Raw genomic sequence first — 15,208 nt, forward strand, 5'->3', positions numbered from 1 at the left:
ATATAACGTTCTATTTTAAATAAATGTAAATAATACACTTAAATTAAGAATAAATCCTATTTACTTTTGTTTTCATCTACTAAATTGTGGAAATAAAGCCACCATAAGCAGTGCTCATGATGGCTTTGGACTCAATTTATTCTTTGATGAATTTTTGTTTTACGATTGTATTATTTTTTTGAGTAACCTCAATAAAGTAAATACCAGCCGGGAAATTCCCCACATTAATTTGGTTTTTCCCTGAATTTATTTTCAACCCGGTTCTGATAACACTTCCTCTAGCATCAAAAATGGTGGCGGCAGCTTCTGACAGATCAGAATCAATGAAAAGGTCAGCTTTTACCGGATTAGGATATATTTTTACAACCTCTTTTTTCGTTTCAGCAGAAATATCTCTGGTGCTTAACGATCCGAAGTTTAAAGGAAGAACGTTAGCAGAATAAGTATTTTCTTCTGTAAGATACGCTTTGAAAGATCCTATTGCAGGCTCACTTCCGGCAGTTACTTTATAGAAGCCTGTTACTCCGTTTTCTGTTTTCAGCACATAAGCATTCGCCGGAACTTTGATGCCCTGGTAAACTCCGTTCATTTGATTGACCGTGATTGCTTTGGGTGTGGAAACATTTCCTGTACCGCTGAAAGTAATATTCCCTGTCGCACTGACGATTACCGGAGTGTTTGCAGGAATAATTCCGTTTGAAATTGTGGTACAGCTGATATTATTTGCATTCGGAGACATCAGATAAGCAGTAACTCCGGAAGGTATATTAGCTTGGAATGGCAAGATCAGCACATCGTAACCATTAAATGTACGGCTGTAAGAAGCTGTATTGGCTGTGAAGTTAAACGGCACCTGAAAATCCATACCCTGACCGGAAAGGACAAGATTTGAGCATGTAGTACCAGAGATCACATTATTGGCAGATGAACTTACGTTTGAATTAACATAATAAATGCTGTTAGAGTTGGCACTCATAGGCTGCCAGTTATTGGAAGAAGTAACTCCTGCTGCATTTCTGAAGTCTACAGAAGTGTAGTAGCCATTTTCCAGTGCATCCATCAAATAGCTGTCGCTTGCGGAATAGGTCCCTCCGAATTTGGAAGCAATTTCATTACCCACATTGAAATAAACATCGCCCAAGTTAAGGGTCAATACAGAGCTGTAATTGGAATTTCTCAGTCCTAAAATTCCTTTGCATCCGTCTGTAAGCACCTGTCTTGAAATATCGAATGTGATATCGAAATTTCCTCCCTGCGGAAAATTAATCTTTCCGTAATTATATGATTTCGTTACCCCCTGGCTGTTGATATAGTATAAAGTAGTATTGTCCGAATAGCTTTGTCCCGCCGTTGTATAGCTGTTTACATGCAGGATCAGCTTATTATATCGGTCATTAAGCTGAAGATATCCGTTAGCCGCAGTCATATTATTACTGATAAGAGGACTTGGATTGGAGAATGTCACCGTTGTATTGCTGATATTGAATCCTGTCCCAAAAGATGTACTGGTAGCCGTTTGTGTTTCAATTTTATTATAATGAATATCACCGCTTGTCATCAGAGAAGCAGGCCTGTCACCACTTTTATTAAAAACAAATGTCATGACACTGGAAGGGCTGATATCAGCAGTAGGCCGGAATGTTGCTGTGCTCAAAGAAATAGGTGTGCTCACCATATTGGATTGTGTATTGGTCAGTATTTTTGTTCCTGAAGTTGTGTAAAAAGGCAGGTCAACCTTCAAACTATACGTATTCTGAGAAGGATTGATGACCATAAGAACGACCTGATTGCCATCCTGGGAAATGTAGGAAGAGCCTTGTAAAACACCTGTTTTGTCATCCCATTTAGCTTCTATTCTCGTCTTTCCTGTTGTGTATTTGGCATAATGTGAAAGGATATAGCCTCTTTTGGTCATTATACCTGCAGGAGTTCCGTAAGTTCCGTCCCCCATTAAGCCATAATACCGTTTGGCAGAGTAATGGATCCATGCATTGATATTACCTAATAGTGCATTGTTGACACTGCTGGCAAAGGTAAATGCATCGGTATTCCAGCTGAAATCTCTTGCCGGCTGTGTGGATGAAGAGTTCCAGTTGATCAGATATTCTGTCTGCCAGATTTCTTTGTTGTAATTCTGGAATTGTTTGTAGGTAGACTGCATAAGTCCGTATTGATGTCCGCCATACACTTCAAAATTGGCCATTGCCGCAGGATCCAGCAAAGCACTGGCAAAATTATCCGTAAATCCCACACTTTCCGGGGCAATCACTTTACAATTGATAAGCTGTCCGTAATTCTTGATGAAATTGGTAATTTGCGCAGGAGTCCAGATACATCCCTGATACTGTGCCATTTCATCCGGTTCATTTTGAATGGAGATATAATCGAGCTCTACTCCGTTGTTCTGGAGATAGGTAACAAAGCTGTTAAGATAAAGGGCATAATCCTGATAATTTTCCGGCTTTAAATATCCAATCTGCTGTACTCCGTTAGCATCAGTATACACTGCATTCACATGGTTATTGGTTTTCCAGTCTGCGGGCATGGTCCAAGGCGAAGCAAAAATGGTAAGCCCCATAGATTTGGCGAGTTGCGCTGTAGCCAGTACAGAACTCCAGTTGCTGCTGTTTTCGGGAATATATAATCTCATAATATTATACCCGCCTTCACTGGAACCTCCCCAAAGCGTCTGAATTTCTGAGGTAGACATATGATTATAGGCAAACTGGGGACTGCAGACAAATCCTCCGAATCCTTTTATTTTCTGATAAGGAATATTCTTATCAATTTTTACAGTTGTAAGCTGTCCATGCAGCATCAGGCTGCAAAACAGAGCTATGGAATGAATGGTTACAAGACTTAAAAATTTTTTCATAGTGGTTTAGTTTTAGATAGTTGTGATTTTGATTTTAACAATTAAAGTAAGGGCAATAGATTCCCCATCAAGATGGTTGATTTTCAAAAACCGTCAGGAAAATACCCTGAATGATATCAGGCAGCGATCTGTTAAATAAAGTTGCTTACAAAATCATCCGTTGTTTTTTCTCTTCATTCTCTGTCAGGGAACTGTATTTCAGATTGGAATGTGAATTAAGATTAGTGTTTCATAATTAAAGTGTTGTTTGTAATGAGTATTGGGTCACTCAGTGAAGCATTTCGCTTTCGGGAGCGCCCAGGTAAGAGGGTTTTAATCCTCCGGTGTTGATCAGTATCTTTTCAAGGACAATGCCGGGTTCCAACACTCTGAAACGTAACGTGTGCTTTCCAGCCTGCTGAACCGAATGCTTTGTAATGGATTTAATGATATGTTCGGACTGCCATCTTCCCAATTCTCCTTTATAATGGCCGTTGAAGTTGACAATTTGCGGAGTTTCGTTGTCAAAAGAAATTTCGTAACGCAATCCTTTATTATGATTAAAATTTAAAGTCGGAGCTAATAATAACTTGACTTCAAACTCCCCTTTTGATTCAAAATTGATATCATATTCCAGCCAGATATTTTCATCGCTTTTAGGATATGCATTCTGCGGAAAGGTTGTCACGCCGGATTTTGTTTTTCCGAAATCAGGAATCACTTCCCAATGAATTCGATCAGAATTGCTAGCTCTTGCAAAATTTTCTGCTTCAATGGAAACATAGCCGTTTTTCTCCTGAAATATTTTTTCTTTGGGAACCTCGGCTTCAGAAATATAGGTAACTTCAGGCATTATATTTTCCTTTCCGTCTGCCCAGCTTTTATATCCTATCCTCATCTGATCCATCATATGCTTCCATTTTCCTCCGGCAATCACATTATTGTATTGATTATCCAGATAAGCATTTCTTTCAAAACATGCCTTCACTTTATCTGCGTAGAAATTGGCTCCCGGATCTTTTTTTGCTGCCAGTTCCCTGTTTTTTTCCACCGCATAGTACATTTCGTATAAATTACTGCATGCATCAATCGGGTACAGAACCAACTGATAATAAGCATCCTGATATTCGGCAGGAATCTGTTCTTTTAACCGTAAAGCTTCTACGGCCAATGCTCTGTAATCATTTAAGACCGTTTCAAATTCATGGTAATTCTCTAGGCTGTACGTTTTGCTGTCAAGCGTTTCAGGAGTTACTCTTCTGTTGTATTTGGAATACAGGTTAATCATCCGGGCAATTTCCCCGGCATGTTTTTCACCAAACTGCTGAGCAGTCCATTTTTCGGTATATTCCAAAAGGTTTTTAGCATTAAACTGTTTGGGATTCCAGGCCATTTCCAGGAAAAAACTGATCGGAAATTCCATCGGTTTTAAATCTCCTACATTCACGACCCAGAGCTTATCTACTTTATGTTCATAGGAAAGATTCATCTGTTCCCAGACTCTCTGGATAGGGCTTATGTTGATCCATTTGGAATTTCTTGGTCCGCCTACATAATCAAAATGGTAATAGATTCCATAGCCTCCTTTATGCAAAGGTTTTGAAAGGTCAGGAAGCTTTCTTACATTTCCCCAGTTATCATCACAGAACAGCAGGATCACATCATCCGGAACCCTCATTCCTTTATCATAATAGTCCTGAACTTCTTTATACAATGCCCAGACCTGAGGTGTTTTCTCCGCTTTTTCACCTGTAACATCTGCAATAATTTTACGCTGGTCTTTTACAATTTTTTCCAGCAGGGAAATATTGGTTCCCTCTCCCATTGCTTCGTCACCATCACCCCGCATTCCTACTGTAACAAGCTTTTCCCAGTTTTTGCTTCTCTCCATTCCGGATCTCCAGAACTTCTTTAAAACTTCCGCATTTTTAGCGTAATCCCAGACATTCGGGAGGTTATTTTTTTGATATACCTGTGCCAGTCAGTTTGTGCCAAAGCCATAGGCTCATGGTGAGAAGTTCCCATCACAATACCCATTTCATTGGCTAACGGCCCGCTCAGAGGATCGTCGTCATAGAGCGCTTTCCCCCACATTGCCGGCCAGATATAGTTTCCTTTAAGTCGCAGAATCAGTTCAAAAACTTTTTCGTAAAATTTAGAATTAACTCCGCCAAAAGTTGCTCTTGCCCAACCTCCCAACGAAGGCTCTTCATCGTTAAGGAAAATACCGCGATACTCTACAGCAGGCTCACCATCAGTATATATTCCTTTTTTAAAGTATACATTATCTTTTTTCTCAACCGGAACGTCAGCCCAATAATACCATGGTGAAACACCTATCTGCTTAGACATTTCATAAATTCCATAAATCGTTCCTCTTTTATCACTTCCTGCAATCACAATGGCTTCAGAAACGCCCGGAAATGGATTACTGACATTCTGAATGATATATTTTTCCCTTTTCCCTGTTAATGCCTTTCCATCCAGCTTTTTTTGACGAATTAAATCATCAATGGTTTTACTTTTACCTGCTTCACCAATAATGATGATCATTCCGTTCACTCCAGGGTTTTGGGAAACCAGATTAGGCTGGACACCGGTTACTTTTTGAAAATCAGATTGAAGATTCGCAACAGCACGCAGAATTCCTTTGTCCGAATCACTGTCTGAAAAAAGCATCAAACCTGAATTACGCTCTTTCAACACCACCGAATTTTCTGTCTTAGCAAAAGAAATAAATGGTTCGGTTGCTTTTACAAAAAATATAAACAACAACGTAAGAAACAGCGAAATGTTTTTTGTAAAATTCATACTATATCTTTTTGATTTTAATTTTTAAATAAGTTCAGATCCACAAATTCTCCCATTCTTTTGTAACCAGCTTCATTGGGATGAAGAAAATCGTGGTCGTGCATATCGTTTAAGATGACTTCCGGATTTTCACTTTGCATTTGTTTTGCAAAATCGATGACGGCATCAAACTTCCCGCTGTTCCTGATCCAATCGTTTACTTTTTTCCAGGCCTCGATGCGGAAAGGTTTGTCGTAGAATGACTTTCCGAAAGGAAGAATCGTTGCTCCGTACACTTTGATTCCGCTAGCATGTGCTTTATCGATCATCACCTGGTAAGCGGCAATCAGTTCTTCCGTTCTTTTGGAAGCATCATCAGGATCTCTTGTTCCTCCCAGATCATTCACTCCTTCCAGAATGATCAGCCATTTTACGCCCTGCTGATTGAGGATGTTATAATCGAAACGGTCGAGTGCTGTAGGACCCAAACCGCCACGCACTACACAATTCCCACCAATCCCGAAATTAAGAACACTTACATTCCCGGTAGAAGGATTTGCCAGTAACCGCTGAGAAAAAATATCCGGCCAGCGATTCTGCCTGTTGGTTCCCGATCCTCTTCCGTCGGTAATGGAATTTCCAATAATAGCCACTGCATATGAGGGCTCACCGGTCTTTACATCAATGTTAAAAAGCGAATACCAATGATCTGTTTTTACAGGATCTTTAAATACCGTAACATTGGCCTGCTCACCTTTTACAATAAAAGAGGTTGTTCTTGAACCCGGATGTCCGGTGACAGATTGGGTTACTTTTCCATAGGAAATGGTAATGGCCAGCAAAGAATTAGGCTTCAGATTAAAGTTCACTTCATCGGAATAAATATCAGATCCGGGAGCAATTTTAAAATTGTTTTTCTTCTCAAACGTTAATGATCTGATAGTAGCTGCATCAACATTACTGCTATCGGACGGCACGGCAATAGAAACGGCTTTTACCTCCAGGCTATCCATGGAATATTTGTTGGAGAAACGTAGCCGCAGTTTTTTCCCACCCACAGATACACGCACAATCTGACGCAGGGTGTTCCCCGAAAGCCCTGGTTCCGGCGCAAGGTTTTTAGGTTCCACCAATTGGGGAGCTGTTGCCCAGGTAGTGAGCCACCGGTCTTTGGAAGACTGCTTTTCCAGACTCTGTGAGGAAGAGCAGGAAACCAAAAATCCCGAAATGATAAAGATATATAAGTTTTTGAAGCGCATTTTTCCTGTTTTATTATATTAATCTCTAATTTCTTATTACAAATCCTCCGTTTGGCTGAATTTCAATTGTAAAGTCGCCTTTTGTATTCACTTTCACTTCTTTTTCTGATGTATTTCCTTTTGCATCATCATTGATAAGTTTCAAGTTTTTCCCGGCGAACATCGGAAGCTTTATTTTCAGTTTTTGGGATTGCTTCTCAGCATTTACGCCAGCCACATACCATAGATCCGCATGTCTTCTCGCAACCACAGCATATTTCCCGGGATAGCCGTCTATGAAAACTGTCTCATCCCAAAGTGTCGGAACTTCTTTCATAAAGCTGAGCTGAAATTCCGGAGCATCGGTCAGGTTATTTGGCATTACGCCAAACATCTGAACGGGATTCTGAAACAGAACTGCTGTAGCCAGCTGAAAGCCATCCGTAGTATGTCTTTTATTTTTATCCCTGTTGGATTTTGTTAAATATTTGTTGAGGAAAGTTCCGCCAAACTCCATACTTCCCACCGTATTCCTGATAAAAGGATGAAGCGTGGCAGAAAAAGCTTCCTGTTTACGGACATCTTCTGAGAAATAGAGCATTTCTGAAGCAAGAACGGCTTCGCTTCCTGCATAATTCGGGTACATTACTTCCCAGCCTCTCGGTAAAGTAGCTCCATGGAAAATAATGGTTAGTCCAAAATCATTGGCATCTGACAGAATATCTTCGTAAAGACGCATGGTTTCCTGTTTGTCTCCTCCAAAGAAATCCACTTTGAGTCCTTTTACACCAACATCTTTAAGCCATTTCATTTCCTTTTTACGTTCAACGGATGAGCTCATTTTATTTCTCGGTCCCATCGGTGCGTCATTCGCAGCACCGTTGGAATTATACCAAAGCAATACCCCGACATTTTTAGATTTTGCATATTGAATAAGCTCTTTCATGCGGTCTTTACCTATGTTTTTATCCCAAAGCGCATCCATAAGAATAAACTGATAATTCAGTGCAGCAGCAAGGTCTATAAATTTCACCTGATCATCATAGTTCATACTGTTATCCTGCCACAGAATCCAGCTCCAGGTAGATTTCCCGAACTGGTAATCCTGTGAAGGCTCATACATCGGATCTACCACATCAAAAGGAATGGTAGTTTCTACGATGGGTTTCAGGGAGCTGCCTACTGTAATTGTTCTCCACGGTGTTTTTCCGGGAAGAGAAACGGCTGCTCCGGTACTTCCGAAACCGTTATTTTCAGCAATATTCGGATAAGCTACTTTGTAAAGATTTTTTCTGCTGTGGTTTCAAGGTGTGATGCACAATACGTACTGTTCACTCCTGTCTCAGAAAGTAATACCCAACCCTCATTTCCAATATGGAAAAGACCAGGGAAAATATATCCATAATCAGATGGCATTCCCAGCTCAGCATCAGCTTTATAACCGCTTTCATAACTTGGCGCTGTGCGGGCAAATCCCGTCATCGGCTTCATCATAGGTGAAAGAAAAGTAGTCGTCTGTGACGGGAATCTGTATCCTGTGGTTTCTGACTGTACCACAACACTCAGCCGTTCTTTCATCGGTGGAATATTGTACCGGAAAGCAATATTATTGTTACTTACCTGAAATTCGATGCTGATCTGATGCTGGTCTGTATTGGTGAAATTAACGGTTAAAGTATTCGCATTATAATGAACCTCAGATTTTTTGATTTTTTCGTTCGTATATTTCTTAGAAACGAAATCTTTTTTGCTGTCCACAAATTTCAGATTCTTTGAAAAATCGGACTCATTGGTTACCAGGCCCAGCGGGGATTTTTCAAGCATTGCTTTTCCCTGAAGGATAACATTATACGATGCTTTTCCCTCTTCTGAAAAAACCTGAAGCTTCGTATGCCCATCAGGGCTTGAAATTTCTGCTACCTGCGCAAAGCTTTTGCTGATCAAAAACAGGCTGAATACGATATATAAAACTTTTTTTCTCATAATTAATTATTTTCAAGAAATGTCCAGTAATCGAAATACATAATATCTGTTGAGGCTTTTCCACTGAATACAAAGTACAGATCATGAATACCGGTAATCTTTTCAGCCATCTGAACTTTTACGGTTTCCCAGCGGTCATCTCCTCCCGTCATCGGAACCTTTACCGTTGCAGCAACCGGGCCGTTCACAGCATCCAGATGAACGGTCATTGTTACGTCACTGTTATGGGTAGTCCCTACTCTTGCAGAAAAAGAACTAGCTCCTTTTTTCCGGAAATCAACGTTCTTTACACTGGTATACGCTCCATTTTTCTTTGCTTTGATGAAAACACCAACCTCTTTATTCTGATAGGATTTTACATTTTCCGACCAGGCAATCATTTCTGCCTGATTGAATGAATAAGGATTAACTGTTGCGATAGCTTTTGTAATTCCGTTAGTCATTTTAAATGGCGAAATGGATCCGTCTTTATTGAAGGTAAGCTCTTCCAGACTTACTGATCTTGTAAACCCGCTTCCGCCCGGCAATGCACCATTGTGATAAAAGAAATAGGTTTTCCCCGGAAATCAATAACACCGGGATGATTGGTAAATGACTTCCCTTCAGTAGGCATTACAATTCCTCCATATTTCCATGGTCCCTGGGCTGTTTTACCTGTAGAATATCCTATGAATTCAGGAAGCGGACCTCCCGGCCAGAAAAGATAATACAGGTTTTTCCTTTTGTACAGCCACGGGCCTTCCTCGTATTTTGTGGGTCTTTCCGAGTTAGGCTTTCCGTCCCTTTTGCCAAATGATTCTTCTGTCATCGGAACTTCTGTAATATTTCCGGAATAGGAGATCATATCTTCATTCAGCTTTACGTATTTAAGCTTAGGATTTCCCCAGTACATATGAGCCTGTCCGTCATCATCCACAAAAACTGTGGGATCAATATCTCCCCATTCGCTCTGAACAAGAGGTTTTCCCAGCGGATCATGAAAAGGCCCCAACGGACTATCGCCAACGGCAACCCCTATAGCGCCTTTGTTATTGGTTTTGGACCACATCGGAACGTATAAAAAAACTTTCCGTTTCTTTCTACACATTGTGCGGCCCAGGCATCGCGTTTCGCCCAGTCAAAGTCTTTATATGAGAGAATTGTTCCGTGATCTGTCCAGTTGACCATATCATTGGTGGAATACACTTTCCAGTCGTTCATGGTAAACCAGGTGGAATCATCCTCATCGTGTGTCGTGTAGACATACAGCCTGTCATTGTACACCATTGGTGCCGGGTCTGCAGTATAATTGGTCTGAATAATAGGGTTCTGCGCTGATAAGCCTTCGGAAAAGCCTATCAGACAAAGCCCCAGTATATATTGTATTGTATTTTTCATAGTCAGTTTTATTTTTTCTGAAAGCTCCAGTAATCGAAATTAAATAGCTTTCTTCCTGCCGTAATATTTTTGCCCTGGAACACAAAGTATACATCGTGAACACCGGAAACGAATTCTGAAATTTTTGAGGTCAGGGTTTTGAACTCTTCCCAGCCACCGGTTCTCGGAATTTCAATCTCGGCTATTTTTGGTCCTTTAACATCATCCAGATAAACTTCCAGAATTCCGCCATCGATTCCTGCGGCAACGGAAGCTGAAAATGCAGAAGCCCCTTTTTCAAAATCCACCGAACGTACTTTGATATAGCCTCTCGCTCTGGCATCGGAGACATACACTCCGGTTTTCCTGTTTTCGGAAGTGCTGCATTTTTCCGACCATGCCATGGTCTCGGCTTCGGTTCTCTGATATGGATTTAAGGTTCCAGCCGGAGCTACACCTTCTTTGGTCATTGTGATCTTCGGAATAGTCCCGTCAGCATTATATCTGAATTCTTCTACAGCAGTTGAGCGTCCGTAGCTTCCTCCGGCCGGCAATAATCCGGTATGGTAAAACAGATAGGACTTTCCCTTAAAATCGATAATTCCACCATGGTTGGTAAAGCTGTTAGTAGGCTGGTCGGTCATTATTTTCCCCAGATATTTCCACGGCCCGGTTGGCGATGGGCTGGTTGAATAGGATAAACATTCTGTTCTTCCGGTCATTCCAGCGTACATCATATAATATTGATTGTTTCGCTTGTAAAGCCATGGTCCTTCTACATATACATCATCAAATTTTTCCTGCTTTTGCAGAACCTCATCACTTTTCCCGGGACGTCTCAGCCCGCCGAAAGCTTCCACCGATTGTGGAATTTCTGTGATTTTCCCCTGATAAGAAGTCATATCTTTATTGAGCTTCACATAAAATAATTTACTGTTTCCCCAATACAGATAAGCCTGTCCGTCATCATCTATAAAAACCGTAGGATCAATATTATCCCAGGTTCCGGTTGAAATCAGAGGTTTTCCCAAAGCATCTCTGAAAGGCCCGGTAGGACTGTCAGACACCGCCACCCCAATAGCCATATTGTTGTCAACAGTCTGTGCACAGATATACCAGTAGAATTTACCGTTTCTTTCAATACACTGTGCTGCCCAGGCTCTGTCCCGCGCCCAGCTGAAAGACTCTAAAGAAATAGGCGAACCATGGTCTGTATAATTGACCATATCTTCCGTGGAATACACCCGCCATTTGGTCATCGTATAAAAATCAAATCCCGGCTGATCATCCCCTGTATAAACATACATTTTCCCTTTATAGACCATGGGAGCAGGATCTGGTGTAAAATGGGTCTGAATAACCGGATTCTGTGCAGAAATACCAATCCCTGCCAACAGAAAAGAAAGTGTGATATATTTAAAGTTTCGTTGATTCATATCTTAATCTTATTTATTTGAGTGAAATGAATTTATAATAGGCAACACCATGTGCCGGAATGTCCAATGGAAGACTTTTTTGTCCGTATTGATTTCTGCAATATCCTTCTGTCTCCAAAGGTCACGAACCGCCTGAACACCGGAGATTCCTATTTTTTTGAAATCTTTATATGACAGTGTCACTTTTTCTCTTCCGAAATTGGCAAAAGCTACTGCCTTTCCTCCGTCCTCCAATTCTTTGACATAAATTCTGAGCTCACCAATGGTCTGCAAACAAACACCCTGTTTTCCCAAAGCATCCTGATTGACGGCAATAACCTCATCATTCGTCAAAAGGTTTAAAGTGAAATCATCCAGTTTCTCAAGGTCACAGCCAATCAGCAACGGGGCTGAAAAAATACTCCACAGACTCATATGAAGATACTGTTCATCAGGCTTCAACCGGCTCTGATGTGGATTTCCCCAGCCGACAACGCCAACAACCAGCATATCCGGATCGTTCCGGTTTCCGGGTTTCGCAAAAGGAGCTGCCTTGTCCTGAGCAAGGGCAATATTCTTTACGCTTGACCAGGTATCTGTAATATCGTTGGTGGTACGCCAGGATTGTGCATTGACCTCATCACCCCACTTCCATACATCACCCATTCCGTATTGGCAGAGGTTATACACGATGTCTCTCGGCTGCTGCTTCAAAAGACTTCCCATCAGTTTGAATGGTTTCACGCCTTTATCCGGATCCCCACCACCTTCAAAAGCAAGAGAAGGAACTTTATTGGGATCATTATCCGGCAGCCCGTCAATTACACCGCCATAGCTGCACCAGTCGTATTTCAGGTAATCAACGCCCCATTTGGTATAGCTTTCAGCATCCTGTTTTTCGTAGCCATAGCTTCCGGCACATCCGCCACAGGTCCATGGACCGGGGGAAGAATAAATTCCCATTTTCAGGCCATTGTTATGCATGTAATCTGCAAGGCCTTTCATATCAGGAAATTTGGAATTGGTCAGGATATAACCGTTTTCATCACGCATTTTTCCCTGGAATGAAGGGTCTTTTCCATCTCTGTTATACTGCCAGGAATCATCGATATTGATATAATTCCATCCGTGATTGATCAGTCCTGACTTTATAAGGGCATCTGCTGCACGTTTCACTTTATCGGCAGAAACTTCATGTCCGAAGCAGTTCCAGCTATTCCAGCCCATTGTAGGCGTGAGAGCGATTCCGTCCCCACATTCTATTTTTAATTTTTTTGAAGCTGAACCTTTCGTATTTTTAGCATTCAAAGTCACTTCATAACTTCCTTTAGAATCTATTTTTCCAGTGATGATTCCGGTCTGTGAATCTATTGTTAAACCTTTCGGAAGATTTTTCGCCGTAAAAGTCATTGGTCTGTCACCCGTTGCTGCAACCCTGAACAAAAAGGTGAGCCAGGACGAACTCCGTAAACGCCTGCTGAATTAATTTTTGGAGTTGCCGCAGGTTTTGGCGTCAAAATATAAGGTACTGATGAAATCGGGTTAAATGTTGTCAGTTTTGCGCCGACTGCTGTTTCAAACTTAGCATCTGCCCAATCAGCGTGGTCATAATAAGGTCCGTTTCCACCGTCCGTTACGACTAATTCTAATTGTTTCACACCTTCCAGCGAAACGGAAACAGGCTTTGCTTTATCGCCTAATTTCATGACCCCGCTAGACCAGAGCTTTTTATGATTTCCATAAATTTCAAATTCCACAGCAGGGTTCTGTCCTTTGATCTCATCATCTATTCCTACTAAGGCTGAGAATTTTTTGACATTCCCGTTTAATTTAATCAGTAAAGAACTTTCAGCGTGGGTTCCGAAGCCTCTTTTGAAAACTTCGCCGGCAATGGTTATAGGTTTTCCGTCCACCGAAGTATTAATGCCGGGTTTTCCGTGTCCCTGTGTTACAACGCTCAAATCCAACTGGTCTAACCAAACGGTCGATTGCGCATTTAAACAGTATCCGGCAATTAGAAAACTGAAAATAAAGAGTTTAAATCTGAACATTTTTAAATTGTAACTGATATATTAATATAACTCATAACAAAATGACTTAAGTTTTGGCTAAGCCACCCATATTCTTTCTTTATAAAATGGGCTAAAGCCCATTTCTATTGATATTCCTGAATTCAGCTTTAATTTTCATTAAATTTCCACCAATCGAAATAGAAAAGGTCTTTTTCTCCCTTAAAAACAAAATATAAATCATGGATTCCCTTTACACTTTTCAGAGGTGTATTAATAGTCTTATATAAGTCGCCCTCACCTTTTCCTGTAACGTTAACAACGCCAAGCACAGGTCCATTAAGAGCATCTGAATGTACTTCTATTTTTCCTCCATAGAGAGATGCAACATTCACATCTAAAAATTTTACGCCTTTGGAAAAATCTACTCCCTGGATTTTAATATAATCACCATTGTTAATTGAGGTAACGATGATACGGTCTGTGATTTTTTTGCCTCTGTTATAGGGTTGATTGCGTTCCCATTCTGTGACCATTTCTGTTTTCAGGCCTTCGCTGTAAGCCATCGTTTCTGCTTCAACTTTTTTATAAGGATTCAGAGTACCCACTCTTTTTGCGCCATCCGCAGTCCAGAAAGGAAGCTTCTGAATGGTTCCATCTGCATTGTAGGTAATTTCTGTAACACTGACAGACCGGCGTTCGTAATGCTTGCTCATGGTCTGCATCCTAAGCATATGGTTGAATCCGAAAACATAAGATCTGCCTTTGAAATCTATAATACCGGGATGATTTCCGCTGGATCTCTGGTCGCCATCCATAATCACGCCTCCATAATTCCAGGGTCCTGTAGGTGATTTTGCCATAGCGTAACCAATCCCTTCCGGGCAACATTTTGATGCGTAAGCCATATAATAATGGTTATTTTTTTTCCAAACCCAAGGTCCTTCCTGATACTTGAAAGGATCTGGCTGGTCTTTCACCTTCGCAAACGAAGGGTCTTTGGTGATTGGTCCTGCAAGAGATATCATATCTTCATTCAGTTTAGCATACCAAAGATTGGGATTTCCCCAGTACAGATAAGCCTGCCCGTCGTCGTCAATTAAAACTGTGGGATCGATGTCATCCAGAGAATTTTTGATCAAAGGCTTGCCAATAGGATCGGTGAAAGGACCATACGGACTGTCCGCCACTAAAACACCAATCCCCATATTGTTCGGCATTGGACAATAAATATAGAATTTCCCTTTTCTTTCGACAACCTGTGGTGCCCAGGCACCGTTGTCAGTATTTACCCATTTAAAATCTTTGAGTGAAGCCACTACACCGTGGTCTGTCCAGTTGACCATATCTGTGGAAGTGTATAGTAACCAGTCCTTCATTTTGAATCCGAAAGCATCGTCCTCATCATGGCTCGTATAAAGATAAACCGTATCCTTATAAACCATTGGTGCAGGGTCTGCAGTATACTTAGTTTGGATGATCGGATTTTGGCCAAAACAAATCTGGAAGAATCCCAATACTATTATTAAACTTAAATTTTTCATATTCAAAATGGTTTTAAGT

At 41.0% G+C, this 15,208-nt stretch carries 12 protein-coding genes and 1 pseudogene; 1 reads left to right on the plus strand and 12 read right to left on the minus strand.

What is annotated here, in order from left to right:
• Positions 1-136 precede the first annotated feature (136 nt).
• From N4G44_RS11785 to N4G44_RS11805, 5 genes are all read right to left on the minus strand, one after another.
• Positions 137-2,875 (minus strand): T9SS type A sorting domain-containing protein, encoded by a 2,739-nt coding sequence (locus N4G44_RS11785; protein WP_474927046.1) that lies wholly within the window; start codon positions 2,873-2,875, stop codon positions 137-139.
• A 268-nt stretch (positions 2,876-3,143) separates the two neighbouring features.
• Positions 3,144-4,745, minus strand: coding sequence for a glycosyl hydrolase 115 family protein (locus N4G44_RS11790; protein WP_474927049.1), 1,602 nt, complete (start codon positions 4,743-4,745; stop codon positions 3,144-3,146).
• A 20-nt stretch (positions 4,746-4,765) separates the two neighbouring features.
• Positions 4,766-5,665 carry a glycosyl hydrolase 115 family protein gene (locus N4G44_RS11795; RefSeq protein WP_474927052.1) on the minus strand — a complete coding sequence of 300 codons (900 nt, stop codon included), beginning with the start codon at positions 5,663-5,665 and terminating at the stop codon, positions 4,766-4,768.
• A 17-nt stretch (positions 5,666-5,682) separates the two neighbouring features.
• Positions 5,683-6,903 carry an SGNH/GDSL hydrolase family protein gene (locus tag N4G44_RS11800; RefSeq protein WP_474927053.1) on the minus strand — a complete coding sequence of 407 codons (1,221 nt, stop codon included), beginning with the start codon at positions 6,901-6,903 and terminating at the stop codon, positions 5,683-5,685.
• A gap of 25 nt (positions 6,904-6,928) precedes the next feature.
• Positions 6,929-8,017, minus strand: a complete 1,089-nt coding sequence (locus N4G44_RS11805; protein WP_474927055.1) for a glycoside hydrolase family 97 catalytic domain-containing protein — start codon at positions 8,015-8,017, stop codon at positions 6,929-6,931.
• A gap of 10 nt (positions 8,018-8,027) precedes the next feature.
• Between N4G44_RS11805 and N4G44_RS11810 the strand changes: the two genes are divergently transcribed.
• Entirely contained in the window at positions 8,028-8,153 is a 126-nt protein-coding gene (locus N4G44_RS11810) for a hypothetical protein (protein WP_474927058.1), read from the plus strand.
• 1 nt (position 8,154) lies between these two features.
• On the opposite strand, the gene N4G44_RS11815 is transcribed toward N4G44_RS11810, so the two are convergent.
• The 7 genes and pseudogenes from N4G44_RS11815 to N4G44_RS11845 form a co-directional block, all read right to left on the minus strand.
• A complete protein-coding gene (locus N4G44_RS11815; protein WP_474927060.1) occupies positions 8,155-8,865 on the minus strand; it encodes a glycoside hydrolase family 97 N-terminal domain-containing protein in 711 nt (236 codons plus the stop codon).
• A gap of 2 nt (positions 8,866-8,867) precedes the next feature.
• A complete protein-coding gene (locus N4G44_RS11820) occupies positions 8,868-9,392 on the minus strand; it encodes a carbohydrate-binding protein (RefSeq protein ID WP_474927064.1) in 525 nt (174 codons plus the stop codon).
• A pseudogene (locus N4G44_RS11825) lies at positions 9,359-10,242 on the minus strand (family 43 glycosylhydrolase). Before N4G44_RS11825 ends, N4G44_RS11820 begins: the two are co-directional and overlap by 34 nt.
• 8 nt (positions 10,243-10,250) lie before the next feature.
• Positions 10,251-11,657: a glycoside hydrolase family 43 protein gene (locus N4G44_RS11830; protein ID WP_474927067.1), complete on the minus strand. Its 1,407-nt coding sequence runs from the start codon at positions 11,655-11,657 to the stop codon at positions 10,251-10,253.
• A gap of 9 nt (positions 11,658-11,666) precedes the next feature.
• The gene (locus tag N4G44_RS11835) at positions 11,667-13,046 is read right to left on the minus strand and encodes a putative Ig domain-containing protein (protein ID WP_474927070.1); all 1,380 of its coding nucleotides are present in this window, start codon (positions 13,044-13,046) and stop codon (positions 11,667-11,669) included.
• Positions 13,043-13,687 carry an NPCBM/NEW2 domain-containing protein gene (locus N4G44_RS11840; RefSeq protein WP_474927071.1) on the minus strand — a complete coding sequence of 215 codons (645 nt, stop codon included), beginning with the start codon at positions 13,685-13,687 and terminating at the stop codon, positions 13,043-13,045. The genes N4G44_RS11835 and N4G44_RS11840 overlap by 4 nt, the downstream gene beginning before the upstream one ends.
• Positions 13,688-13,815: 128 nt before the next feature.
• Positions 13,816-15,189: a glycoside hydrolase family 43 protein gene (locus tag N4G44_RS11845; protein WP_474927074.1), complete on the minus strand. Its 1,374-nt coding sequence runs from the start codon at positions 15,187-15,189 to the stop codon at positions 13,816-13,818.
• Between the last annotated feature and the right edge of the window lie 19 nt (positions 15,190-15,208).

The organism is Chryseobacterium sp. GTID13 (assembly GCF_056172655.1).

What these genes read in the sequence shown, in the direction of transcription:
- N4G44_RS11800 (WP_474927053.1), bottom strand. Translation starts at nt 6,903, where the DNA reads ATGCGCTTCAAAAACTTATATATCTTTATCATTTCGGGATTTTTGGTT.
- N4G44_RS11830 (WP_474927067.1), bottom strand. Translation starts at nt 11,657, where the DNA reads ATGAATCAACGAAACTTTAAATATATCACACTTTCTTTTCTGTTGGCA.
- N4G44_RS11785 (WP_474927046.1), bottom strand. Translation starts at nt 2,875, where the DNA reads ATGAAAAAATTTTTAAGTCTTGTAACCATTCATTCCATAGCTCTGTTT.
- N4G44_RS11840 (WP_474927071.1), bottom strand. Translation starts at nt 13,687, where the DNA reads ATGTTCAGATTTAAACTCTTTATTTTCAGTTTTCTAATTGCCGGATAC.
- N4G44_RS11845 (WP_474927074.1), bottom strand. Translation starts at nt 15,189, where the DNA reads ATGAAAAATTTAAGTTTAATAATAGTATTGGGATTCTTCCAGATTTGT.
- N4G44_RS11835 (WP_474927070.1), bottom strand. Translation starts at nt 13,046, where the DNA reads ATGACTTTTACGGCGAAAAATCTTCCGAAAGGTTTAACAATAGATTCA.
- N4G44_RS11795 (WP_474927052.1), bottom strand. Translation starts at nt 5,665, where the DNA reads ATGAATTTTACAAAAAACATTTCGCTGTTTCTTACGTTGTTGTTTATA.
- N4G44_RS11810 (WP_474927058.1), top strand. Translation starts at nt 8,028, where the DNA reads ATGGTAGTTTCTACGATGGGTTTCAGGGAGCTGCCTACTGTAATTGTT.
- N4G44_RS11790 (WP_474927049.1), bottom strand. Translation starts at nt 4,745, where the DNA reads ATGGAGAGAAGCAAAAACTGGGAAAAGCTTGTTACAGTAGGAATGCGG.
- N4G44_RS11815 (WP_474927060.1), bottom strand. Translation starts at nt 8,865, where the DNA reads ATGAGAAAAAAAGTTTTATATATCGTATTCAGCCTGTTTTTGATCAGC.